The sequence below is a fragment of the Candidatus Palauibacter soopunensis genome, assembly GCF_947581735.1.
GTDB lineage: Bacteria > Gemmatimonadota > Gemmatimonadetes > Palauibacterales > Palauibacteraceae > Palauibacter > Palauibacter soopunensis.
Genome location: NZ_CANPVT010000045.1, coordinates 1 through 24,667, shown reverse-complemented (window position 1 = coordinate 24,667; position 24,667 = coordinate 1). Strand labels below are relative to the sequence as shown.

The following is a 24,667-nucleotide window of genomic DNA, read 5'->3' as shown; positions in this document are numbered from 1 at the left end:
GCGCGGCGTGAAAGCCGCTCATCGCGACACTACGCTAGTAGCGCGGACGCACGATTAGCAGCGCTGACGCACACCCTGTCGCAGATCGGCGTTGCCCGGCTGCAGCCGCAGCGTGTCCGACGGAGCCTCGTCGACCATCACGTTCCAGTAGAGTTCGCCGGCCGCGGTGTTCACCCGCGCGTGGATCCACCAGGGACCGCCGGACGCCGACGCCGCTGCCACTCCATCGGCGTCCGTCGTGTCCGCCAGCACCTCTCGTCCCAGCGCCATGAGGAGATCGTCCTCTATGTCGCCGTACCCCGCGAAAGCCGCTTCTTCCCAGGAATCGATGACGATGCAGATCGAGTCGACGCGCTGCTGGGTGGCCTGCTGCATCTCGTTGAACTCGTCGAAGGCCGCCTGGCGCTGCCGGTTCAGGGCCCGTTCGCGATCCTCGAGATCGCCGAACCGGTCGAACAGTTCCCGGTACTCCACGCTGCGGTCGTCGAGGTTATCGAGCCGCGCGGTGATCGACCGCATGGAATCGCGGACGTTGTTCCAACTCGACTCCGCCGTGCTCCATGAGTCCCGCAACTCCTGCTCCGTCAAGGAGGCCTCTTCGAGATCCGCCGGGATCGACGGCTCCGGCGTCGCGGCCTGTCCGACGATGATCGCGAACAGGGAGTCGCGGTCGAACGGGAGAAACTGAACTTCCAGGTCGTTCACGGGTTCGGCCGCGGCGTCGTCCGTCGTAACCTGCACGGTGATTCTGCCGCCACAGGCGGCCAGCAACGGGAGGATCGCCAGAAGCGGGATAGCCACACGCAACTTCGACATCAATCGAACTCCGGTTGGGGTGTTCCGGTAAGTGGGCGGAATCTAAGAAGCTCCTGCCGGGGGCGGTAGCTGTCTAGGGGCGGAAGGTGTCCAGGAAGTAGCCGACCGGGTTCACCGGGCGGCCGCCGACCGAGACCTCGTAGTGGAGATTCGGACCCGTTGCCGTGCCGGAGACGCCTACCTCCCCCAGGATATCGCCACGCTGGACCCACGCGCCCGCGCGAACCGCGATGCGGCCCAGGTGGGCGTAGAGGCTCGCGTAGCCATCGCCGTGATCGATTTCGACGAGCCGGCCGTACCCCTGCTTCGAGCCGGTGAACGTGACGCGCCCCGCCCCCGTCGCGACGACGGGACTTCCGAAATCGGCCGAAATGTCGACCCCGGTATGCGGACGCCGGAGCCCGAGCAGCGGATGCAGCCGGTTGTGGCTGAAGCCCGAGGAGAGGAAGGACTCTTCCGCGATGACCGGCCAGATCGAGGGAATGCGCTGATACCGCTCGCGCTGAGTTCCCACGGAATCCGCCGCCTCGGTGAGACTGCTTCGAAGCAAATCCGCGCGCCGGAGCAACTGTTCGATGTCGACGACCACATCTCCCGCCTCGCGCGCCAGGTCCGGGGCGATCTCGAAGAACTCGTCGTTCGTCGGGGTGACGCCGCCGGGGCCGCCGACGCCGACCGAGTAGACATCGGGATCGAGCAGCGGAAGGCCGGCGACGAGCCGGAATCTCTGTTCCCGCGCGGAGAGGTCGTCGAGCGCCTGGCTGAATTGTCCGCTGCGGCGCTCCATGGCCTGCAGGCTGCTGATCAGCTGCCGGTTCTCGGCCCGATAGCGCGCAAGCTGCTCCGCCGCGTCCTGCCGCCCCAACACGGTGGCGACGAAGGCGGACGCCATCATCAGGAGTACGGCCGCGGCGATTCCGGCAGCTTTCGCACGGCGCTTCTCCACGCGATAGCTGCGCGCGCGCCCTCCACTCCCGGGCAGTATCTGTATCGTCCAGTACGAAGATTTTCTCAAGTCGTCCAGCCGTAAGATGGGCGAAAAAAAAGCCGGTCGAACTTCCCGGCAGGTCGCCGCGAACCGGCAAACCACCCGTCCGCAGCCGTAACATCGGCCCGTAAAGCTAGTCCCGGGCGGCAACCAGTGTCAACGTTTTACCCGCCCGGGGCGGAAGCGTTCCGGGCGTAAGCGTCCCGGGCGGAGATGGGCCGTGCGGAGACGGGGCGAGCGATCAGGGGCGCGGAAAGAGCACGCCGCCCGGGCGCACGGTTCTGAGCCCGGCCACGGACGGTTCGAGTTGTTCGAAAGCCGGCGGCGATCCGTCGCCCCCCAGGGTGCCCCAGAGTTCGGCGGCCTTCGCCGGCGTGAAGGGGGCGAGCATCGCAGCCACCGCGCCGAGCGCCCCGATGAGTTGTGACAACACCCCGTCGAGCGCGCCCGCGTCCGCGCCTTCGTCGCGCTCCGCCTTCGCCAGCGTCCACGGCTTCGTCTCGTCCACGAACCCGTTCGCCGCGCGCACGACGTCGAACGCCGCCGCCAGGCCCCGATGGAGCAGATAGCCCTCCATGGCCGCGCGGTAGTCCCCGAGGGCGAGCGCCGCCTTTTCCGCGAGTGCTCCGCCTTGCGACCGCGGCACCTCGCCTCCGCGATACCTGGCCACCATCGACACCACGCGGTTCAGGAGGTTGCCGAGGTCGTTCGCGAGATCCGTCGTGTAGCGGCGGTCGAACTGCTCGATGAAGGCCTCCGTCGACGGGTAGTCGCGGTCGCCATCCCAGGGCACCTCCCGCAGCAGGAAGTACCGTAGCGCGTCCGGCCCGTGCCGCTCGATGAGTTCGATGAGGCCCAGTTCCGTCCCCGCCGACTTCGAGAGCTTGGCCCCGCTGATCGTGATGAAGCCGTGGCCCCACACGCTCTTCGCGGGCTCCACGCCCGCCGCCAGCAGCATGGCCGGCCAGTACACGCAGTGGAAGCGGGTGATGTCCTTGCCGATGATGTGGAGGTCGGCGGGCCAGAACTTCCCGAACGCCTCGCCGTCCGGGTAGCCGATGGCCGTGATGTAGTTCGACAGCGCGTCGAACCACACGTAGACCGTATGCTCCTCGTCCCCCGGAAAGGGGACGCCCCAGCGAATCCGGGAGCGGGAGGCGGAAATGTCGTCGAGGCCGGACTCGAGGAGCCGCGTGATCTCGTTGCGCCGCGTCGCGGGCCGCACGGAGTCCGGGTCGTTCCGCAGACGTTCGAGGAGCGTGTCCCGGTAGTCGGAGAGCCGGAAGAACCAGTTCTCCTCCTCCGTCCACTCGACCTCGCGCCCGGGGTGGAGCGGACAGCGTCCGTCCGCCAGTTCATCGTCCTTCTTGAAGGCTTCGCACCCGGTGCAGTAGTGGCCCTCGTACTTCGAGCGGCGGAAGTCCCCGTTCCCGGCGATCCGCTCCATGAGCGCGGTGACGCCGCGGTGGTGGCGCGGTTCCGAGGTCCGGATGAAGTCGTCGTTCGACAGGTCCAGGCGCCCCCAGACATCGAGGAAGGCTTCGGCGATCCGGTCGACCCATTCCGCGGGGGCCGATCCCTGCTTCTCCGCCTCCTGCTGGACCTTCTGCCCGTGTTCATCCATTCCGATGAGGAAATGGACGTCGTCCCCGCAGGCGCGCCGGTACCGGGCGATCGTGTCGGCGCCGATCTTCTCGATCGCGTGCCCCAGGTGCGGGTCGCCGTTGGAGTAGTCGATCGCCGTCGTGAGATAGAATCGGGGCACTGGCAGTCCGTGTCGGGGTTTCGTCGCGGGCTGCTAGCGGCGGTCCAGCTCGGCGCGGCGCGCGGCGCGCCTCTCGTCCTTCAGCTGTGCGAGCGGAATCGTGCGGGTCTCTCCGTCCCCCGCCTCGAGCGACACGGTCTCCTCGAACAGGTCCCACGACTTCACGTTCTCGCGGCCCTGTGCGGTCCGGATCGTCTTCCCCACGGGCGGGAAGCGCTTCCTGGCCTGCGCGTACACGGCGTGCTCGTAGCGGAGGCAGTTCATGAGACGGCCGCAGGCGCCCGAGATCTGGCTTGGATTGAGCGAGAGGCCCTGGTCCTTCGCGAGCTGCAGCGTGACCGGTTCGATGGACGTGAGCCACGAGCGACAGCAGAGTTCGCGGCGACAGCGGCCCATCCCCCCGAGACGGCGCGCCTCGTCGCGGACCCCGATCTGGCGGAGGTCGATCCGGGTGCGGAACGAGCGGGCCATGTCCCGCACGAGGGCGCGAAAGTCCACCCTCTTCTCCGCGGTGAAATAGACCGTGAGCTTGTTGCGGTCCCATTGCCACTCCGCCTCGCTCACCTTCATCCGCAGCCGGTGCTTCATGGCGAGTTCGCGCGTGCGCCGGCGCACCTCGAGTTCCTGGTCGCGCAGCTGCTGCAGCCGCAGGACATCGGCCGGCGCGGCGCGGCGGATCACGCGGCGGGACGGCGGCGGGACCGCGCGCTCGCCCACGGCGTCGCACCCCCCCTCGCACGCCAAGTCCCCTGTCGCGGCCGCGCGCTTCACCCACCCGATGTCCTGCCCGCGGTCGGCCTCCACGACGACGTACTCCCGCTCCGTCAGCGGGGGGGCGCCGCTGAAGCCGAAGAAGTCGGAGCGAAGGCCCTTGAACCGGACCTCGAGGACCTGGCTCGGGCCTCCGGCCGCCGGACCCGGCGACGCGACGGGATCCGGCGACGCGACGGGACTCGGGGGCGCCGCGGGGCTCGGGGCCGCCACGGGCTCGGGCCGGGGCGGGCGCTCGCGGGAGGCGCCGTTGCCGGACTCCCCGGCGGGGCGCGCGGGACGAGGAGGGGCCGGCCGCACGGGGCGCGGCCGCCGGCCCTCGCTCACCTCTCCTCCCAGGCGCCGATGTCGTAGTACTTGTCGCGCCGTGACTCGACCAGGTCGACCGGTTCCAGCTTGGCGAGTTCCCGCAGGTGGCGCCGGATCGCGGCGCCCATGGCCTCGACCGCGGCGTCCGGATCCGCGTGCGCCCCTCCCCGCGGCTCCGGAATGACCTGGTCCACCACGCCGAGGTCCTGAAGGTCGCCGGCGGTGAGCTTGAGCGCTTCCGCCGCCTTGTCGGAGTGCTCGCGGCTCCGCCACAGGATCGCGGCGCACCCTTCGGGCGAGATCACGGAGTAGATCGCGTTCTCCATCATGAGGACGCGGTCCGCCACGCCGATGCCGAGGGCTCCGCCCGAGCCGCCCTCGCCGATGACGCAGCTCACGATGGGGACCCGCAGGCCCGCCATCACGGCGAGGTTGCGGGCGATCGCTTCCGCCTGGCCGCGCTCTTCGGCGCCGATGCCGGGATACGCGCCCTGCGTGTCGATGAAGGTGACGACGGGACGGCCGAATTTCTCGGCCAGCCGCATCAGGCGCTTTGCCTTGCGGTATCCCTCGGGATGGGGAGAACCGAAGTTGCGGCGCAGGTTCTCCTTCATCTCCCGGCCCTTCTGGTGCCCGATGACCATGACCGAGCGGCCGTCGAGCTTGAGCCAGCCGCCGACGATGGCCGGATCGTCGCGGAACACCCGGTCGCCTCTCAACTCGAAGAAATCCGTGCCGATCCCCTGGATGTAGTCGAGCGAGAAGGGGCGGTCCTGGTTGCGGGCGAGTTTTACGCGGTCGAAACGCGACAGCCGGGCCATGGCCTCATCGTGCGCGGCGGCGAGCTGGGCTTCCAGCGGCCCCAGCTCGGCGCTCACGTCGATTCCGCGCTCCCTGGCCTTGTTCCGAAGCTCCTTCACCTGGCTGCGGAGCTCGGCCAGACCTTCCTGTTCTATCGACATACGCGATCATCTCTCGGTCCCGAAGCCGACAGCCATCCGTCATCCTGCCGTCGGCCGACTGCATAAGGCGTCTGCATAAAATGGGCCCGCCGATGGTGATCCGGCCAGCGGGCGGCCGAAGGAGGGTGGAACGGTCAGCGATTCCGGACCATTCTCACGCCGCTTCCGCCCAGCAGTCCACGCAGCTCCTCGACCAGGGTCGGAGTCGGGGCCACGCGCAGCGACCGCGACGCGAATCGCGAGGGTCGCGCATCGTCTTCCGGCATCCCGGGATCCCCGTTCGCACCGCCGTTCTCCTGGCCCCGGCCCGCCCTCACATCCAGGTAGAGCGGCCCGCGTCCCGGGGAGGCCTCGATCAACGCGCGCGCCTTTTCGAACGCGCCGGGCTCCAGCCGTTCGTCGTCGCGGAGTTCGATCAGGATCCCGAACTGTCCCTCGTCCCGCACTTCCGACAGCGCCCGCACGGAGTCGAGGAAGATGGGCGGATCGTCGTCGTCCCGCGAGTTGCCGGACACCGTGCCCGTGATCAGGACCGGGCGGTCGTCCGTGAGGATATCGCGGTGCTTCTGCCAGACATCGCCGAATACGAGCGTCGCCGCCGTCCCGTGGAAGTCCTCGATCGTGAGGCGCGCCCACTCCCGGCCGTCCTTGCGCGCCGTGCGCACGGACGTCTCGGTGATGACGCAGGTGATCTCCACGTTCCGGTCGCGGTGCTCGCGCAGGTTCGTCGTGTTCGCCTGCTGCGCGTACAGGTCGACGAGATCCCGGTAGCGCTCGAGCGGGTGCCCCGAGATGTAGAAGCCGAGGCGTTCCTTCTCCTCGCGCAGGCGGTCGCGCTCGCTCCACGCGGACACGACCGGGAGTTCGACTTCGGGCCGCGTCTCCGCCGCGTCGCCGCCGAACAGGCTGGTCTGCCCGCTCTCGGCCTCCTGCCGGCGCAACTGCGCCTCGTTGAGCATGACCTCGAGTCCGGCCCAGAGGGCGGCGCGGTCGCCCAGGTCGTCGAGCGCCCCGGCCCCGATCAGGGCCTGGATCACTCGCGAGTTGTTGAGCCGCAGGTCGATCCGCTCGAGGAAGTCGAGGAAGCTCTCGAACGGCGCCTCCTCCCGGGCCGCCTGGATGGACCGGATCGCGGAGTGTCCCACGCCCTTGATCGCGCCGAGCCCGAAGCGGATCGCCGACTTGCCGGCGTCCTCCGGATCGTCGACGACCGTGAAGCGATACCCGGACTCCATCACCGAGGGGGGAAGCACCCGGATCCTGAGCGAGCGCGCCGCCGCGATGTACGACACGACCGCATCCGTGCTCCCGATTTCCGACGAGAGGAGGCCGGCCATGAACTCGGCCGGGTAGTGCGCCTTCAGCCACGCGGTCCGGTAGGAGAGGAGCGCGTACGCCACGCTGTGCGCCTTGTTGAAGCCGTAGCGGCCGAAGGTGCGGATGAGTTCGGCGATCTCGCCCGCTTTCGGTTTCGCGACGCCGCGCTCGACCGCGCGCTTGACGAATTCCCCGAGGACGCGGTCCGTGAGTTCCGCGTCCTTCTTGCCGACCGCCTTTCTGAGCACATCGGCTTCGGCGAGCGAGAACCCGGCGAGCAGGTTCGCGGCCCGCATCACCTGCTCCTGGTAGGTGATGACCCCGTACGTCGGCTCGAGGACCTCCTGCAGGTCGGGGTGGGGATAGTCGACCGCCTGGAGCCCCCGCTTGCGCTTGATGTAGACGTCCGTCATCCCGGAATCGAGGGGACCCGGGCGGATGAGCGCGTTGACGGCGACGAGGTCGTCGAAGCGGTCGCAGCGCATCGCGCGCAGCTTGTCCGTCGCGAGGCTGGACTCGAACTGGAACACGCCGCTCGTGCGGCCGGCCGCGAGCATCTCGTACACGGCGGGGTCGGCGAGGCCGATCTCCTCCCAGTCCACGCGGATCCCGTGCCGTTCCTCCACGTTCCGCGCCGCGTCGTCGATCACGGTCAGCGTGCGCAGGCCCAGGAAGTCCATCTTGAGCATGCCCGCCTTCTCGAGCGCGTTCATGTCGAACTGCGTGATCACGGCGCCGCTCTTCGTGTCCGAGCAGATCGGCACGTAGTCGTCCAACGGTCCCGGCGCGATCACGACGCCCGCCGCGTGCACGGAACTGTGGCGCGAGAGTCCCTCGATGCGTTCCGCGTAGTCGAGGAGTTTCCTGACCTGGGCGTCCTCGCGGTCGCTCTCGGCGAGTTCCCCCACCTTCTTCCTCGCCTGCGCCACCGTGAGCGAGAACCCCGGCGTCGACGGCACGAGCTTCGCGAGGCGGTCCGTGTCCGAGGGCGAGAAGCCGAGCACCCGGCCCACGTCCCGGATCACGGCGCGCGCCTTCATCGTCCCGAACGTGATGATCTGCCCGACCGAGGCCTGTCCGTACTTCTCCCGCACGTAGTCGATGACCTCGCCGCGGCGCTCGTAGCAGAAGTCGATGTCGATGTCCGGCATGGAGACGCGTTCCGGATTCAGGAAGCGCTCGAAGAGGAGGTCGAACTCGAGCGGATCCACGTCGGTGATGCCGAGCGCGTAGCAGATGATCGACCCCGCAGCGGATCCGCGGCCGGGGCCGACCGGGATGTCCCGTTCGCGCGCCGCGACGATGAAGTCCCACACGATGAGCAGGTAGCCCGCGTACCCCGTGTTCTCGATGACCCCGAGTTCGTAGTCGAGGCGCTCGCGCGCTTCGTCCGGCAGGGTATCGCCGTACCTGGACTTCGCCCCTTCCGTCGCTTCGTGGCGCAGCATCGCCATGGGTTCGGCGAAGCGGTCCGGGAGCGGGAAATCGGGCAGCCGGTACTGCTTCTCGAACTGGACGTCGCAGCGCTCGGCGATCTTCACCGTCTCGGCGAGCAGGCCGGGCAGGTCGGGGAAGAGTTCCGCCATCTCGTCGGCGGTCTTGAAGTAGCTCTCCTCGCCGTGGAAGCGGAGCCGGTCGGGGTCGTCCTTGTCCTTTCCGGTCCCGATGCAGAGGAGCGTGTCGTGCGCGTCCGCGTCTTCCCGCCGCATGTAGTGCGCGTCGTTGGTGACGACGAGCGGGAGCCCGAGTTCCTCGGAGAGCCGGATGATCCCCTTGTTCACGACGTCCTGCTTCGGGATCCCGTGGTCCTGGAGTTCGAGCCAGTAGCGGCCCTCGAACACCCGCGCGTGCCACTCCGCCGCCCGCTTCGCGTCGTCGTACCGCTCGTGCTGCAGGTAGCGCGCGACTTCGCCGGCGAGGCAGGCGGAGAGGCAGATGATCCCGTCCGCGTACTGCTCGAGCACCTCGTGGTCCACGCGGGGGCGGCGGTAGAAGCCTTCCGTGTACCCGATGGAGGAGAGCCTGATGAGATTCGAGTACCCGCGCGCGCTCTCGGCGAGCAGCACGAGGTGGGCGTAGTGGGCCGGGGCTCGCTCCTCCAGCTTGCGGGAACGGCGGTCGCCGTACGCGACGTAGGCCTCGCAGCCGATGATCGGCTTGATCCCCCTGGCGCGGGCCTTCTCCTGGAACTCCCACGCGCCGTGGAGGTTGCCGTGGTCCGTGAGGGCGAGGGCGGGCATGCCGAGTTCGACCGCGCGGTCGACGAGGTCGTCGATCCGGTTCGCGCCGTCGAGGAGCGAGTACTCGCTATGTGTGTGAAGGTGAACGAACTGCATCCAGGCGACCCTGTCCGGCCAGGTGTGTCAGGTTTGGCTGTGGCGTTCGGCTACTCGACGCAGCGGAACGACCCGAGTATCTCCTGCAACTGCAGCATGTACTCGTACTTGGGCCGGTTCGGCGAATAGAGCCACGCATCGACGAAGTACGTGCGCGCCGGACAGTCGACCAGCCAGACGATGAACGGGCCCGCCGCGGGGAATCCGCCCGACTCGTCCTGCCACACGCCGGTCACTTCCAGCGCCGGACGGCCCTCCCACATGAAGCTGACCACGCTCGAATTCGAGTCGTCGATCCGCTGCGGGACGTTGTAGTGCGTGGCGTCGATCTCCGCCCGCCACTCCAGCGCCAGTTCCCTCGTCAGCGAGTCGACGCCCGTGCGCGACGCGATCAGGACCGAGCGGATGAGCTGGCTCGGGTCCGGGTTGTCGTTGCGCAGGATGACCAGGCTGTCGCCGCCGCCGAGATCGCGGGCGATCCGGTCGTAGACCTCGGGGACGAGCATCGAGAACCCGAACCGCCGCCCCAGATCCGTCCGGAGCGCGGTGTCGGCGGCCGTCGCGAACATCCGCCGCAGCACGAGTTCGCGGTAGTTCGTGTCCACCGCGTTCAGGACCGACGGCAGGGCGGCCACCCACGACTCGGTCTCGCGGCCGGAGCGCAGCAGCACGGCCGTCACCGTCTGGGCCAGGGCCCACACGTTCGACGCCTGGAAGACGCGGCCCGGCTCGAGCGCGGCGAGATCCTGGCCCGCCTCGGCCGCCACCTCGAGCATGAGGGGATCGTCCGCCGTCCCGAACACGATCAGGTTACGGAACCGTTTCAGATCGCCCGCGTTTTCGTGGCCCGGATCGACGAAACTCACCTCGTACTGCTTCTCGTCCCGGCTCGTGAAGATCGTGGGTTCGAGGACCCGCCGGGTCTCCTCCTCCACTTGCAGAGAGAGAGAGTCGGGGGCGAGGATGATGAGGCTGTTCGCCTCTCCGAAGGCCGTCTGCTTGCTGCAGGCGGAGAGGCTCAAGAGCACGGCCGCGAGGAGCGCCATCGGGGCGCCGAAGGGACGGATTTTCATGCGAGTGAAGCTAGACCGGCGGGCTGGCGGCGGCAATCGAACAGAGGCCCTCGCGGGACGGATTTCGCCGTGAGTACGCGCCGGGATTTTCTCGCCGCGTGGTCGCGTTCCGCGGCGCTCTGCGCGCTCGCGCCGCTTCCCTTCGCGCAGTTCGGGGCGGCGGCCCGGGCGAACGGCGGCGGGATCCGCGTGGCGGTCGGCCACTCCGCTTCCGCCGACCGGTTTCCGTTCGAACTCGGGGTGGCCTCCGGCGAGCCGGCCGCCGACGGCGTCGTCCTGTGGACGCGGCTGCTCGACCTGCCCGGCGATCCCGGCGCCGGCGTCCCCGTTCGGTGGGAGGTCGCCACCGACGATGGCTTCGGGCGTGTCGTGCGGCGGGGGGAGGCCGCGGCGCTCGCGGAACTCGGCCACTCCGTTCACGCGGAAGTGGACGGCCTGGAGCCCGGCCGCGACTACTGGTACCGATTCCACGCCGCCGGGGCGACGAGTCCAGTCGGCCGCACCCGTACCGCCCCCGCCCCCGGCACCCTGCCCGACCGCTTCGATTTCGTCTTCGTCTCCTGCCAGCACTACGAGCGCGGCTGGTACACCGGCTTCCGCCACATGGCCGCCGAGTCCCCCGCCCTCGTCATCCACCTCGGCGACTACATCTACGAGAGCGGTCCCGGAGAACGGGACGACCTCGTGCGACGCCACGACACGGAGGAACCGCGCACGCTCGACGGCTACCGCGCGCGCTACGCCCTATATAAGAGGGATCCCGACCTCCAGGCCGCGCACGCCGCCGCCCCGTGGGTCTTCACCCCCGACGACCACGAGGTGGACAACGACTGGGCCGGCGACCACAACACCGAGGAGATGACCCGGGAGGCGTTCCTCGCCCGCCGCACCGCCGCCTTCCAGGCCCTGTACGAAAACTTCCCCCTCCGCCGGACGTCGCTCCCCAGCGGCCCCGACGCGCAACTCTACCGCCGCCTCGACTTCGGCTCGCTGATGCGGCTCCACGTCCTCGACACCCGGCAGTACCGCACCCTCCAGCCGTGCGGCGGGCGCCGGCAGCCCCCCTGCGCGGAGCAACACGCGGAGGGCGCCACGATCCTCGGAGCGTCGCAGGCCGACTGGCTGCTCGACGGACTCGACTCGTCACCCGCCCGCTACAACGTCCTCGCCAACCAGGTCTTCATGGCCCGGCTGCTGGAGGGCGAAGACGAACTCACCCTCGCCATGGACAAGTGGGACGGCTACCCCGCCGACCGCGACCGCCTCATGACCTTCCTCCACGAGCGCCGCCCCTCGAACCCCGTCGTCCTGACCGGCGACCTCCACACCAACTGGGTCAACGACCTCAAACTCGACTTCGAGCGCGCGGATTCTCCGATCGTCGGAACCGAATTCGCCGGCACGTCCATCAGCTCGAGCGGAGACGGCGTCGACACGGGGCCGCAGGGCGAGAACGCCCGCGGCCACAACCCCCACATCAAGTTCTTCAACGCCCAGCGCGGTTACGTCCGCTGCCGCCTCTCCCCCGCCCGCCTCCGCACCGACTTCCGCGTGATGCCCTACGTCACCCGCCCCGACGCCCCGATCACCACGCGCGCCAGCTACGTCGTCGAGAACGGAACCCCCGGCGCCCAGGAAACTTGAACCCGCCGCGCGGTGTCCTTAGGATGGACGCCGCCCGGCGCCCGACCCTCCGCCTACGCGAAGCGGTCGTGCGCCGGTCTTCTTCGGGGCCCGTAGCTCAGCCTGGTTAGAGCGCACGCCTGATAAGCGTGAGGTCGGTAGTTCAAATCTACCCGGGCCCATACTTCCCACCACCGGAGGCAACTCCCGCTTTTGCGTTCCCGCGCCCCAGGACCCCCTGAATGAACTTCGAGGTTTTCGTCGTCGGGGGGATCCTGCTGGTCGCGGTGGTGCTGTTCGTCACCGAGAAGATCCGGGTGGATCTCGTCGCGTTGATGGTGATGCTGGGGCTCGTGGTGACCGGCATCCTCGAGGGCGAGGCGGCGATCATGGGCTTCGCCAACGAAGCGGTCATCACGATCGCTTCGGTGCTCGTCCTGAGCGGCGCGCTCATGCGGACCGGGGTGGCTCACTTCATCGGGCAGCGGGTGCTGGCGGCATCGGGCGATGGGGTCGGCCGTCTCACCGCGGTGATGATGGCCACGGTGGGCCTCCTGTCGGGCATCATGAACGACATCGGGATCACCGCCCTCATGCTGCCGGTGGTGCTGGACATGGCCCGCCGCACGGGGACGCCGCCCTCCAAGCTGCTCATGCCCCTCGCCTTCGGTTCCCTGCTCGGCGGGATGACGACCCTGATCGGAACGGCGCCGAACATCCTCGTGAACGGGGCGTTGCGGGATGCCGGGTTCGAGCCGTTCGGGATGTTCTCGTTCACACCGGTCGGGCTGACCGCGCTGGCCGCAGGGATCGTCTACATGACCTTCCTGGGGCGGCGCCTGTTCCCGGACCGCGATCCGAAGAAGGAATCGACTCCGGCGGACCTCGGCGGCCTTTACGACCTGGGCGGCCTGATCGGCATGCTGAAGGCGCCCCACGATTCGACCCTCGCGGGCAAGACGCTGCAGCAGAGCCGCCTGGGCCAGGCCCTGGGCCTCAACGTGGTCGCCGTGCAGCGAAGCGGGCAGATGATCCTCGCTCCCGGGACGGACTTCGTTCTGAGCGGGGGAGACGAGATGGTCGTCGAGGGAACCCTGGACAGGTTCGAAGCCCTGCGCGCGTGGAAGCACCTGCAGATCGAGTCGAGAGACCGGACGCTGGAGCGGATTGCCGATGCCTCGATCGAGGTGGCGGAACTGGAGTTGCCGGAAGATTCGCCGCTCATCGGGCAGACCGTTCAGAAGGCGAACCTGCGCCGCACCCGCCGCCTGCACGTCCTCGCGATACTGCGGGGCGATCAGGTACGCCGCACGGGACTGCGGTCGATGACGCTCGCTCCCGGGGATCGCCTGCTGGTCGCGGCGAAAAGCGGGCGACTCGCCGCGCTGGAGGAGGACAGGACCTTCGGAGCGATCCATTCCGTGGCGGCCAACGAACTGATCTCCCGCTACCAGATGGAACGCAGGATCCAGAGCGTCAGGATCTCCGAAGAATCGCTCCTGGCCGGCCAGTTGCTCGCGGAAACCCGGCTGGCCGATGCGTTCGGCCTGACGGTCGTGGGCATCCTGCGGGCCGACGAAGAGCTACTCATGCCGGACCCCGATACGAGACTCGAGGGAGGGGACGTCCTCCTGCTCCGGGGACGGTTCGAGGATCTCGAGATCCTGGAGGGTCTCCAGGGACTGACCGTGGGCGACAACCGCCCGCTGGACGTGAGCGGACTGGAGTCCGACACCGTCGGCCTCGCGGAGGCGTCGCTCTCTCCACGCACGACGTTCGCGGGGAAGACGATCGAGGAACTCAAGTTCCGCAAAACCTTCGGCGTCTCCATCCTGGCGATATGGCGGAATGGAGAGATCTACCGGAGCGGGCTCCGGCGCATGGAACTGCTCCCGGGCGATGCGTTCCTGCTGCACGGCGACAGGAGCAAGCTCGCGCTGCTGGCGGACCACCCGGACTTCCTCGTCATGACCGAGGGAGCGGCGGAGGTGGTGCGAAGCGGGAAGGCTCCGGTCAGCGCCCTCATCATGGCGGGCGTCCTGACCTCGGTGGTCTCGGGCCTGCTGCCCATCTTCATCGCGGCGCCGATCGGAGCGGTGCTGATGGTGCTCACGGGCTGTCTCAACATCGAAGAGGCCTATCGGTGCATCGAGATGAAGGCGGTGGTCCTGATCGCGGGGATGCTCAGCCTGGGGATGGCGATGCAGGAATCCGGAACCGCCGCGCTGGTGGCCGAGGCGGTGCTGGGATCGCTGGCGGACTTCGGTCCGCTGGCGGTGGTGGCGGGACTTTTTCTGATTACCGCCCTGTCAGCTCAGATGATGCCGACGGCCGCGGTGGCGGTCCTCATGTCGCCCATCGCGCTCAGCACGGCCGTCACTGAAGGGCTCTCGCCGCAGGCGCTGATGATGACGGTGGCGGTCGCAAGTTCTTGCGCCTTCATGAGCCCGGTGGGACACCCGGTGAACCTGCTGGTGATGGGGTTCGGAGGGTACCGGTTCGTCGACTTCATCAAGGCGGGATTCCCGCTGTTCATCCTGGTCATGGCCGTGGTCCTGACCGTGCTGCCCCTCGTATGGCCGCTGGTGCCGGCAGGCTGAAGCCCGACGCGTCGACGGAGCCTGCGGACGACCGGGTCGAGGCTCTACCGGGGCTGGCGTCTTTGCTATCTTGCAGGATGGCGGGAGAGCAGGGATCGACCATCGCAGCAGCAACCGGGGAGCCGGCCATGACGAGTCGAGGCCAGTACCACACGAACGGCAGGGAGATGCTGAACGCGCCGGGGTTGAAGCCGGGGCGGAAATGGACGTTCGCCATCGTGGCTCTGGCGATGCTCAGCCCCCTGCAGGTCCTCGCCCAGCAGGCCGACATCACGGGCCGGGTGACCGACCTGGAGACCGGCGGCCCCGTGAGCGGCGCCGCCATCGAGGTCCTCGGCCGGCAATCGGGCCCGGTCATCGCCAACGAGTCCGGCGCCTTTACGGTCACGGTCCCGGCGGGCACCTACTCCATTCTCGTGACGCGGATCGGCTACGAGACGGCCCGTATCGACGGAGTCAGCGTCGAGGCGGGGGGAACGGAAACCGTCACGGTCGAACTCCGCTCCCGCGCGCTGGCGCTGAACCCGCTGGTCGTCACCGCGTCGCGCCGCGAGGAGAAGGAACTCGACGCCCCGGCCTCGGTCTCGACGCTCACCGGCGAGCAGATCTCGAGGATGATCGCGCGCACGCCGGCGGACCACATCAGGACGCTGCCCGGGGTCGACCTCGCGAGCACGGGACTCACGCAGAGCTACGTGGTCGTGCGGGGATTCAACAACGTCTCGTCCGGCCGGTTGCTCAGCATCGTGGACAACCGTTACGCGCGCATCCCGGCGCTGAGGATCAACGCCATCAACATGATCCCCACGACCGACATGGACATCGAGAGGATCGAGCTGGCGCGTGGACCGGGGGCCGCCCTCTACGGTCCCAATGCGGCCGAGGGCGTCATGCACATCATCACGTCCTCGCCGATCGACAAGCCGGGCACGACGGTGTCCATGGCCGGCGGGGAGCGGTCCGTATACCAGCTGCTCTTCCGGAGCGCGACCGCCGTGTCCGAGCGCTTCGGGCTCAAGCTCTCCGGCCAATACCTGCGGGGGAACGACTGGGAGTATGTGGACCCCTGGGAAGAGGCGGCGCGCGAGGCAAGCCCCGGCCATCCGCGCATCGGCGTGCGCGACCCGGTCAACGAGCGCTACTTCGCGGATCTCCGCACCGACTTCCGGTTTTCCGACGACGGCGAATTCATCCTGTCGGGCGGTGTCAACAACTCGCTGAGCAGCATCAACCTCACCAGCATCGGGTCCGCGCAGACGCACGACTGGCAGTACCGCTACGGGCAGGCGCGGCTGCTCAAGGGCCGGCTGTTCGCGCAGTTCTTTCTCAACCAGACGCACTCCGGGGACAACAGCTATCTGCTGCGGAGCGGGGAGCTGATCGTCGACCGGTCGCGCACCATGGCGGCCCAGCTGCAGCACGGGTTCGACCTGGGCCCCCGGCAGCGCTTCACCTACGGGGTTGACTGGCAGCGCACCGAGCCGCGCTCCGAGGGCACGATCTACGGTCGCAACGAGGACGACGATCTGCTGGTCGAAACCGGCGTCTATCTGCACTCCGAGACTCGCCTGGGCGACCGGTTCGACCTGGTGACCGCACTGCGGGCCGACCACCACAACCGCCTGACGGACGTCAACCTCTCCCCCCGGGCGGCTCTCGTGTTTCGTCCCGAGGACGGCCACAATCTGCGCCTGACCTACAATCAGGCGTACGCGACGCCCTCGACGTCTGCCCTGTTCCTGGACATCCCGACCGGCATGCTCCCGATCGCACCGGGCGTCGGATACACGCTGCGTGCACACGGCGTCCCTTCCGGGGGCATCACCTTCGCGGACCGGTGCCAGGGGGGATTCATGGGGCACTGCATGCGTTCCCCGTTCCTCCCGGGCCAACTCCCCGCCAACGCCGCGCTGTTCTGGGACTCGCTGATCGAGCAGTTTGCGCCCGCAGCGCTGCGCCCCTTGCTGCTGGAACCCGGCGCGCGGCCCACCGATCCCGCACTGGGCACGGTCTTCCGGCGTCTCAACACCGACGCGCTCGGACCGGCCGGTGGAGAGGTATTTCCGCTAGACTCCGGGCCCGTCGAGCTGCCCGAACTCGTGCCGACCGTCTTCAACACCATCGAGGCGGGGTACAAGGGGTTGATCCGGAACCGCGTGAGGCTGGCCGTCGACGTGTATTTCGCCAACGTCGAGAATTTCGTCGGCGCGCTGAAGGTCGAATCCCCCAACGTCTTCCTCGACCCGGCCTCCACGGGCGCGTTCCTGGCGAGCCGTCTCGGACCGCTGGTTCAAGCCGGGCATGTCACGACCGAACAGATCGCCGAACTGGCCGCCGGTCTCGCCGGAGTCCCGGTCGGCGCCGTCACTCCGGACCAGTTCGACGCGCCGGATCTGCTGATGGCCTCGCGCAACTTCGGCTCGGCCAGCTACTGGGGCGCCGACTTCTCCACCCAGTTCATCGTCTCCGACCGGGTCAGCCTGACTGCGGCCTACTCCTTCCAGAGCAAGGAGTGCTTCGACTTCGACGAAGACGGGGACTGCCCGGGAAGCGACGACCTGGCGCTCAATGCCCCGAGCCACAAGGGGTCCGTGGGGTTCGCGTTCACCGACCGCGCCCGCGGATTCGTGCTCGACGGGCGCTGGCGCTTCACGGACGGGTTCGACATGAGGTCGGGCGTGTTCGCCGGGGCCGTGGACGCGTACCACGTCCTGGACCTGACGACGGGCTATCAGCTTCCGTTCCAGCCTAACGCACGCCTGGAACTGACGGTGTACAACCTGCTCAACAACCTGCACCGGGAGTTTGTGGGGGCGCCGGAGCTGGGGAGGTTGGCTCTGTTGCGGCTGCGCTACGATTTCTGAGAGCGGCGATGTGCGGTCATGGTGCTAGAGGCGGACCCAGGCGATGCCTTCCACGTGCTCGAAGTGGCGGTCGGCCGACAGCAGGTCGGCTCCCGTCTGCATGGCGTGGGCGGCGATCCAGATATCGTTGGTGGGGATCGGGCGGCCCCTTGCACGCAGAGCCGCCGCGATTCTCGAGTACCGGTCGGCCGTGGTCTTATCGACCGGCACCACGGTGACGTAGGGATTGTCGAGGAAGGCGCGCAGCGCGCGGGCGTTGCGCTCGTAGCGCGAGCCGTAGCGGAAGCCGTACAGCAGTTCGCCGAGCACGATCGTCGACAGCAGAACCTCCTCGGCTCTCCGCACGATCCCGGCTGCCTTCTCGCTCCCCCGCATGAGCTGCACATAAGCGTTCGAGTCGAGCAGCACCCTCAATCCCACATGGCCTCGTCGATCGTCTCGAAGTGCCTGAGCGCCCGTTCGGTCTCGTCCGCCTCCGCGTCGCTCCAGGAGCCGATGAAGCGATCCAGCGACGACCCGACCGCGTCGGCCGCCTGTCTACCCTCCAGCCCCGCCCCCCGGCGCAGCAGTTTGACGGCGGCTCGGTTGAGCGATGTGCCGTCGCGGTTCGCCAGGCGGCGAATCGCCCCGGTCAGATCGTCCCCGAGGCCTCTAACGGTGAGCTGTTTCATATCCTGATCCCACGATGACTCATATTATGATTTGATCTGACTCACAATACGAATCGCCGCTGTGAACGGTCAAGCGACCGGTGAGGATGGTGCGGTTCGCGTTGCCGGAGAGGAACGGCAGCCTTCTTGACCGTTATTGATAATCCGCTATCGTTACCGTCGAGGTCATGCCCGAGGCGGGCAGATCCAATCAACGGAACGAGGTGAGAACGTGAGACATCTTCAACGGAAACTGCCACTCGTCCTGGCGACCGCGGGACTGCTGGTCCTTGGCGCCTGCGGCGGCGACGACCCCATGGAGCCCATGGACGACGACTTTCACGCCGACGAAGTCGAGGGCGTGACCCTGTCGCTCAGCGGCCAGACCGTCGCGTCCTATGACGGGCACGATGGGACGTGGACCGGAGAACTCGAGGTCGAGCCGGGCGAGGAAACCGCCCACATCGGCGTGCAGTTCACAGACCACGACGGGCACGCGGTTACGCTCGGCAGTGACTTCTACCTGAGGGTGGACGTCGCGAACGAGTCCATCGCGGAGTTCGAGCAGGACACTCCCGGCGAGTTCGGGGGACACCTGCACGGAGGGGCGGAGGGCGATACCGAGCTTACCTTCAGCCTCATGCACGGCGCCGTCGGGTCGGGACACGCCGACTTCGTCACCGCTCCCCTCCACGTGCACGTGCACGAGCACTAAACCGGGCGGCTGGCGATCCGTCGAGCGGCCCGGCTATGGTGTCCGTCAGCGCCGCCGCCGCCCGGAGGATCCCATGGCCGCCTCGAAGGACTTCGCCGCCCACCCGCTCCACTCCGCCGCGACCGCTGCCGTACTCCTCGCAACGCTGGCCGCAACCACCCCGCTCGAGGCCGCCACGGCCCCCCAGGAGATCCTCATCAGCGGGGGCACCGTGGTCACCTCGGAGGGACGGTTCGACGCGGACGTGCGGGTGCGGGACGGGACCATCGTCGAGATCGGGACCGGGCTCGCCGCGGGGGCCGGCGCCCGCGAGATCGATGCCACCGGGCTGCTCGTCATGCCGGGCGGGGTGGATCCGCACGTCCACCTGGGGGGACGCACACGCGACGACTACCGCACCGGGTCGCAGGCGGCGCTCGCGGGAGGCATCACCACCATCTCGAACTTCGCCTTCCCGGCGGAGGGGCGGACGCTCGCCCAGGCGATCGAGCGCGAGGCGGCGCTCATCCGGGAGCAGGCCATCGCGGACGTCATCCTGCACGCGGGCATCAACGACCCCGAAGCCCAGGAAGACCAGATGGCCACCCTGGCCGCCGAAACCGGCCAGACCAGCACCAAGACCTTCATGGTGCGAACCCTGTTCGACGCCGCCGTGCCCGACTACATGGCGACCATGGACGCGGCCGGGCGCGCCGGCATGCTGAGCATGGTGCACTGCGAGGACGGGCCCATCCTCGCCCGCGCGGTGGCCCAACTCACCGCCGCCGGACGCACCTCGCTCGAGTACTTCCCGGACAGCCGGCCGGTGGTCGGCGAAGTCGTCGCCACCCAGCGCGCGGTCGCCATGGCCGAGGCCACCGCCGCGCCCATCTACGCGGTTCACGTCTCCTCCGCAGGCGCGCTGCGGGTGCTGCAGGAAGCCCGGGACCGGGGGCTCAACGTGTTCGTCGAAACCCGCCCCATCTACCTCCACTTCACGCGCGAGCGCTTCGAGGGCCCCGACCGCGGGCTCTACGTGGGACAGCCGCCGCTTCGCGAGCAGGCCGATCAGGACGCCCTGTGGGCGGGCATCGCCAACGGATCGGTGCACGTCCTCGCCACGGACCACGTCGCCTATCGACGCGACGAGAAGATGGACCCGTCGCAGACCATCAGCCGGCACCGGGCCGGCCTGAACAACCTCCAGGTGGTGCGGCCGATGCTCTATTCCGAGGGCGTCGTCCAGGGGCGCATCTCCGAGGAGCGCTTCGTGGCGGTGACCTCGACCAACGCCGCCAAGCTCTTCGGACTCTATCCCCGCAAGGGCACGGTCGCGGTGGGCTCGGACGCCGACATCGTCCTCTGGGATCCGGACGAGACGCGCACCATCCGCGACGAGGACATGTTCTCCGGCGCCGGTTTCTCGGTCTACTCGGGGTGGGAGGTCACAGGCTGGCCCGTGATGACGCTCCGCCGCGGCGAGGTGGTGTACGAGAACGGGGAGATCCTGGCGGGGCCGGGTAGCGGTGAACTGCTGCGCCGCGGGAGGTGGCGGGCGCCGTAGCGCGCGAGCCGACCGTCAATCAGCCTAGTCGATCTGCGTTCTCACCTCATGCCCCGGCTGTGAAAGCAGAGTTCGCCAGTCAGTCGTCCGCGCGACGAGCGCTCCGGTCCAATCGAGCGCGGCTGCGGCATGGAGGCGCGGACCCCGTACCATGTCTTCAGGAACGGAATCCGACGTCCAGGAGCCGGAAGAAGTCAACCGGAAAGGAAGTGACAACGGCAGCCTGGAGCGCTGATCTCGGCGAAGCCGGGTGTCAGGTGAATACCGTACTTGTACATACCGTACTTGTACATTCAGGTGGACACATGGTTCGGAATCACCGTTAGGGTCGGCTTAAACCCTATCCTCTCCAACGTCTGAGCAGCAGTCCTGAGATTCACGAGGCTGAAGAATGGGAGCTGAACTTGATCCTGTCCCGTCTTGGCTATCACGGCGTATGCGACCTCGTATTCGGTGGGATCGAAATCGCCCTCGGGAAGGCCGCCGTCGGGGAACTTCTCGATCGCGCGGCGTTGAAAGTCACGATGGTAGAGCAGGCTCTGAGCTGCAACGTAGCCCTGGGCGAATAGATGGCTCATCGTGCTCGACGAACTGTATTTCTTCACATGCACGAAGATCTTCTCGACAGGATGGTAGAGGTCGCAAATCTCAACCGTGCCCCGCCCTCGCCCAGAACTCACCGTCTTCTTGTCCATCAACCTCAACGAGTCGTTGCTCTCTTTGGCCACTCTTGCGTTGTAGCAGCCCTCCTTCTCGCTCTCACACGCCGGTAGAGACACGCCAGTGGCCACCATCGTGGACTGAAACCCCGCCACCTCATCTGCGAAGCCCCGGTCAATACGATACCACTGCGACTCGTCAAGGATATACAAGTCATCCTCAAGCCTCACCTCTGCATACAGGCAATCGTAGACGCTCCACCGAGGGTCGGCAGCGCCTGTTTCATTCGACTGGGCCAGCACCTTGTCGTCCTTCATTTTCTTGATACTCGCCTCGGATTGCTTCCGGTACCTGTCAGCGAAGTAGATGTCGAACTCAAGCTCTTGGCAAAGCGGCTGGTTCTTGTTTCTGAACTTGAAACCGTCGATATCGGCCCAGTCCAGTATCTCGGGCGGCATGAGCCAAATCTTCTCCAGGTCGCCATCTCGGATCCGCGCTTCAAGAGCGCTGTCCAAGCTCAGACTCTTGGTCGGGTCGCGTTCTTCAGCGATGTTGTCCACCCAGAGGAACGAACCCTTGTACTCGTCCCTTTGACTCAGCTCATACCAAGACGCCACGCTTTCGAGGACCTCACTGAGTTCCGTCCGCCCCGTGATGGCGAAGGCGTCCTTCCCCGATACGCGCGTCCCTACCCCTTGGTCCTTGCTCGCTCCGGTGATTGACCGTAGCAACTCACGCTCGGCGTCAATCGTAAACGCGTTGAGACCTGAACCGCGACCAGCTTGCTCACGGGTGTACATCGCCACTGACTCAAGACGCTTCCGGTCCATCGACCTGATCTGATCGGGGTCGACGAGATTCAAGGCGGCCCGCAACCCGAAGCGCCGTGTGATGGCGGCAGGCTCGATCATCGAGTAACCATACCCGAAGGAGAGGGCGAACCTTCTGCCTGCCGTTTCAACCAGGAGAACGGCCGAGTGGCTCCGATTCCATAGATCCAGTGCCTTGATTTCAGGCACTTCATCGAAGAAATCAAGCCACTGAGGCCGTGTCAATCTTGAGTTCTTGATGTAGAGGGTTCCGATGCGGCTACCGCCGACGGAAATCTCATGGGGCGTACAGCTACTCGAGTCCTTCAAGATGTCGGCGGGCTCTGTGAAACCTGCCCTAAGCGCGAAGGTCCTGAGTGTCACCGACTTCATGGATATCGCCTGCCTCTCGCGGAGGAGTCCTGGGCTGCGGATGCGGGGCCTCTTTGCGGCCGGAATTTATCAGGAACACCTCGGAAAGCCACCACCGCGCGTTTCTGTGAATAAGATGTGGCCGATTCCAAGTTCTCGGAGCGTCCTCTGGAACCGTTTCGACCCGTAGCAGCCCCCGCTTGTCGGTCATGAGCTGGCTGATCTTCACGCCCTGACGCCCGAAGAAGGCGACCACGCGCAGGAGGAACGCCACCGCGTCCTCCTTCCGTTCGCCGGACAGCACCTCCCCGTAGGCGATCCGCGACGCGTCATTGACCGGCGCGTGGTAGTACTCCCACCCTTCACTGTCTTGCTCCAGTCGCCGTCGATCCGGGGACAACTCCAGCGCTCCCGTCTCAACCGCTCGATCTGGCGGCGGCGCTGGCGAGGGATCCGCCGCGGGTGACGGTGTGGCTCGCCCCGCGGACGTCAACCTCGCATCCTTGTGCACGCTCACCGGATCCTCCCACGAGTAGGGTGTGAGCTCTCTGACAGGAACTCGCAGATTGCGCGTCGATCCGGTGAACAGCCCTGGTAGCACCTACAACTAGGCAACCCTCTGGAGACTCCCTGATGCGGCTCACCGTTACAAACCCGGAGGTTCAAGACATACTCGCGGACTGGCCGGGAGGCGTATGGCCCATGCGCCGCGGTCGTGACTCGCGGATCATCCTCATCGTGAAGGCCGCGCGAGAGATGGCCCAAACGGCCAGACTACGGGGAGGGTTCAGTTTCTATTGGGTTCCCGTCCACGTGGACGATGTAGCTACGCATGGTCTGGTGACAGCCTTCTTCGATGACAGCGACGAGCCACTGGTCATCCGCACGCCCCTCGACGAGGAGATGGCCCGCGACTTCCTCTTGCTCCTCTCGTCGGACTCCTTCTACGTCCACTTCTTCGACGAGCTAGGTCGAGAACTGCTGGGCTTCCGAGCCGAGAATCCGAGTGCTCATCGTTTCCGTGCCGTCTCGAACACGATGCGCTTCACGTCCCTAACCGTCGCTGGCGCCCGGAAAGTCGTCGACGACCTGCAAGCCTGGTTTGGTGCGCGTTCGCGGAGTGACGACGTCAATGCGTTCACGATCCACCTGCGGGAGCGGCGGTTCCCCGACAACTTGGCTGAGGACGTCGCGAACCCGGGCGATCTCAACGAGCCCGACATCGCCACAGCTCTCCATCGCCCGTTCGGAGGTGCCCGGGTCTTCAAGAACCCGATTCGCGCCGACAACGGACGAGAGTTCGTAGACGTCCTCGTTGCCACGACCAAGACTCTACTGCTGATTCAGGCCAAGGGCAGCCCAAGTACGCAGGCCGGACTGACACGGAAGATCGTTCGCAAGAGGGCCACTGCCGTCAAGCATGTAAGGAGGGCGAGTACTCAGTTGAAGGGGTCCATCAATCACCTTCGATCTGCTCAGTCCATCGAGATCGTCACCGAGGGGAAGCGCCGTCGGGTGGCCATGTCCGGCCGCGATGTCTTCGGGCTCGTCATCGTCAAAGAGTTATTCGACCCTGACCGCCCAGACTGTAGCCCACCTGTCCTTACCGTATACGGCGAGACGGGCACTCCTTGTCTACTGATGGATCATAGTGAATTCCACCAGCTTACGTTCTTCCGGACCAATGAGGAGAGCTTCGTGGCGACGTTGGGGGAGATCTTCGCAGCCGCCCGCGCGGTGGGTGTGTTCCCACGTAACCGATTCGGCCTTCGTACGAGGAAGACGGTGCTGTACGATCCAACCGCAACAGGGAACGCGGCAGACCCGACTACGCATGAACCGGCTCAGGCGGTCACGGAGGGCAGCCACATCATTTCCCGTCCCATATCGGGCGATCCGATAAGCGCAGAGGTTGCTGGAATGGGTTCCGGGGAAGACTTGGATGTCGACTGGCTGCGTGTGGTCGTAGATCGCTCAGATGTGGAAGCCCTCGACGTGTCCGGTACGACCGCAACCCTGTCGCGTGTGCTCGCTGACCAGGACACCGTCGAACGGTTTCGGGGGCGCGTAGAGTTGGCCTTTCTCGGGTACTCCAACGATCCGCGAGAACTACGTGACATCCCGGAGGTGAGGCGCTTCTGCGCCAAGCTGGATGAAGCATTTCCCTATTGGTTCTATTTCCTTTCCACGGACGGAGTGACGCTGGGGGTGATCGCATCCTGCCTGTGTTCGGTCACGCCGGTACGGCCGGGGGTCATCAGCTTTGGTCCTGACCTCCTTGATTTCCTGCACCGTCACTACAGCGCGCTGAATTGGCTGTTCGATAACTACTCCCTGGACGAGAAGTTCAACGTCGAGATAAGCGGCAACGTCGCCGAGTACTTCGGACAGTTCGAACCGGTTCAATAGCGCCCAGGATGTACCAGTACGGTAATCACCTGACAGGGGGGGGGGGGGGGGGGGGGGGGGGGGGGGGGGGGGGGGGGGGGGGGGG

At 67.1% G+C, this 24,667-nt stretch carries 17 protein-coding genes and 1 tRNA gene; 7 read left to right on the top strand and 11 right to left on the bottom strand.

All coding sequences use genetic code 11. From position 1 onward, the window contains the following. Nucleotides 1-54: 54 nt before the first annotated feature. From RN901_RS11820 to RN901_RS11790, 7 genes are all read right to left on the bottom strand, one after another. Nucleotides 55-816 (bottom strand): hypothetical protein, encoded by a 762-nt coding sequence (locus tag RN901_RS11820; RefSeq protein ID WP_310758488.1) that lies wholly within the window; start codon nt 814-816, stop codon nt 55-57. 73 nt (nt 817-889) lie between these two features. Then, a complete protein-coding gene (locus tag RN901_RS11815; protein WP_310758487.1) occupies nt 890-1,831 on the bottom strand; it encodes a M23 family metallopeptidase in 942 nt (313 codons plus the stop codon). Between the two features lie 214 nt (nt 1,832-2,045). Next, nucleotides 2,046-3,569: a methionine--tRNA ligase gene (gene metG, locus RN901_RS11810; RefSeq protein WP_310758486.1), complete on the bottom strand. Its 1,524-nt coding sequence runs from the start codon at nt 3,567-3,569 to the stop codon at nt 2,046-2,048. Between the two features lie 33 nt (nt 3,570-3,602). Next, nucleotides 3,603-4,667: a regulatory iron-sulfur-containing complex subunit RicT gene (gene ricT / locus RN901_RS11805; RefSeq protein WP_310758485.1), complete on the bottom strand. Its 1,065-nt coding sequence runs from the start codon at nt 4,665-4,667 to the stop codon at nt 3,603-3,605. Further along, complete coding sequence (locus RN901_RS11800; RefSeq protein ID WP_310758484.1) at nt 4,664-5,611, bottom strand: acetyl-CoA carboxylase carboxyltransferase subunit alpha; 948 nt, start codon at nt 5,609-5,611, stop codon at nt 4,664-4,666. Before RN901_RS11800 ends, ricT begins: the two co-directional genes overlap by 4 nt. Before the next feature lie 134 nt (nt 5,612-5,745). Continuing rightward, a complete protein-coding gene (gene dnaE / locus RN901_RS11795) occupies nt 5,746-9,264 on the bottom strand; it encodes a DNA polymerase III subunit alpha (RefSeq protein WP_310758483.1) in 3,519 nt (1,172 codons plus the stop codon). Between the two features lie 50 nt (nt 9,265-9,314). Beyond that, the gene (locus tag RN901_RS11790) at nt 9,315-10,337 is read right to left on the bottom strand and encodes a DUF4837 family protein (RefSeq protein WP_310758482.1); all 1,023 of its coding nucleotides are present in this window, start codon (nt 10,335-10,337) and stop codon (nt 9,315-9,317) included. A 69-nt stretch (nt 10,338-10,406) separates the two neighbouring features. On the opposite strand from RN901_RS11790, the gene RN901_RS11785 reads away from it, so the two are divergent. From RN901_RS11785 to RN901_RS11770, 4 genes are all read left to right on the top strand, one after another. Continuing rightward, the gene (locus tag RN901_RS11785) at nt 10,407-11,981 is read left to right on the top strand and encodes an alkaline phosphatase D family protein (RefSeq protein ID WP_310758481.1); all 1,575 of its coding nucleotides are present in this window, start codon (nt 10,407-10,409) and stop codon (nt 11,979-11,981) included. An 86-nt stretch (nt 11,982-12,067) separates the two neighbouring features. After that, a tRNA-Ile gene (locus RN901_RS11780) sits at nt 12,068-12,142 on the top strand. A 60-nt stretch (nt 12,143-12,202) separates the two neighbouring features. Continuing rightward, nucleotides 12,203-14,560, top strand: coding sequence for an SLC13 family permease (locus tag RN901_RS11775; protein WP_310758480.1), 2,358 nt, complete (start codon nt 12,203-12,205; stop codon nt 14,558-14,560). A gap of 128 nt (nt 14,561-14,688) precedes the next feature. Continuing rightward, nucleotides 14,689-17,424 (top strand): TonB-dependent receptor, encoded by a 2,736-nt coding sequence (locus tag RN901_RS11770; RefSeq protein WP_310758479.1) that lies wholly within the window; start codon nt 14,689-14,691, stop codon nt 17,422-17,424. Between the two features lie 24 nt (nt 17,425-17,448). On the opposite strand, the gene RN901_RS11765 is transcribed toward RN901_RS11770, so the two are convergent. Together RN901_RS11765 and RN901_RS11760 are read right to left on the bottom strand one after the other, a co-directional pair. Further along, nucleotides 17,449-17,844, bottom strand: coding sequence for a type II toxin-antitoxin system VapC family toxin (locus RN901_RS11765; protein WP_310758478.1), 396 nt, complete (start codon nt 17,842-17,844; stop codon nt 17,449-17,451). Further along, a complete protein-coding gene (locus RN901_RS11760; RefSeq protein WP_310758477.1) occupies nt 17,835-18,095 on the bottom strand; it encodes a hypothetical protein in 261 nt (86 codons plus the stop codon). Before RN901_RS11760 ends, RN901_RS11765 begins: the two co-directional genes overlap by 10 nt. Nucleotides 18,096-18,306: 211 nt before the next feature. On the opposite strand from RN901_RS11760, the gene RN901_RS11755 reads away from it, so the two are divergent. Together RN901_RS11755 and hydA are read left to right on the top strand one after the other, a co-directional pair. After that, entirely contained in the window at nt 18,307-18,789 is a 483-nt protein-coding gene (locus RN901_RS11755; protein ID WP_310758476.1) for a hypothetical protein, read from the top strand. Between the two features lie 73 nt (nt 18,790-18,862). Continuing rightward, nucleotides 18,863-20,332 (top strand): dihydropyrimidinase, encoded by a 1,470-nt coding sequence (gene hydA, locus RN901_RS11750; RefSeq protein WP_310758475.1) that lies wholly within the window; start codon nt 18,863-18,865, stop codon nt 20,330-20,332. A gap of 293 nt (nt 20,333-20,625) precedes the next feature. Here hydA and RN901_RS11745 read toward each other — a convergent pair whose 3' ends face one another. Both RN901_RS11745 and RN901_RS11740 read right to left on the bottom strand, forming a co-directional pair. Next, nucleotides 20,626-22,194 (bottom strand): DUF6119 family protein, encoded by a 1,569-nt coding sequence (locus RN901_RS11745; protein WP_310758474.1) that lies wholly within the window; start codon nt 22,192-22,194, stop codon nt 20,626-20,628. Then, nucleotides 22,160-22,690, bottom strand: a complete 531-nt coding sequence (locus RN901_RS11740) for a hypothetical protein (protein WP_310758473.1) — start codon at nt 22,688-22,690, stop codon at nt 22,160-22,162. Before RN901_RS11740 ends, RN901_RS11745 begins: the two co-directional genes overlap by 35 nt. Nucleotides 22,691-22,806: 116 nt before the next feature. On the opposite strand from RN901_RS11740, the gene RN901_RS11735 reads away from it, so the two are divergent. Continuing rightward, nucleotides 22,807-24,582 (top strand): chlororespiratory reduction 6 domain-containing protein, encoded by a 1,776-nt coding sequence (locus RN901_RS11735; RefSeq protein WP_310758472.1) that lies wholly within the window; start codon nt 22,807-22,809, stop codon nt 24,580-24,582. Nucleotides 24,583-24,667: the final 85 nt, after the last annotated feature.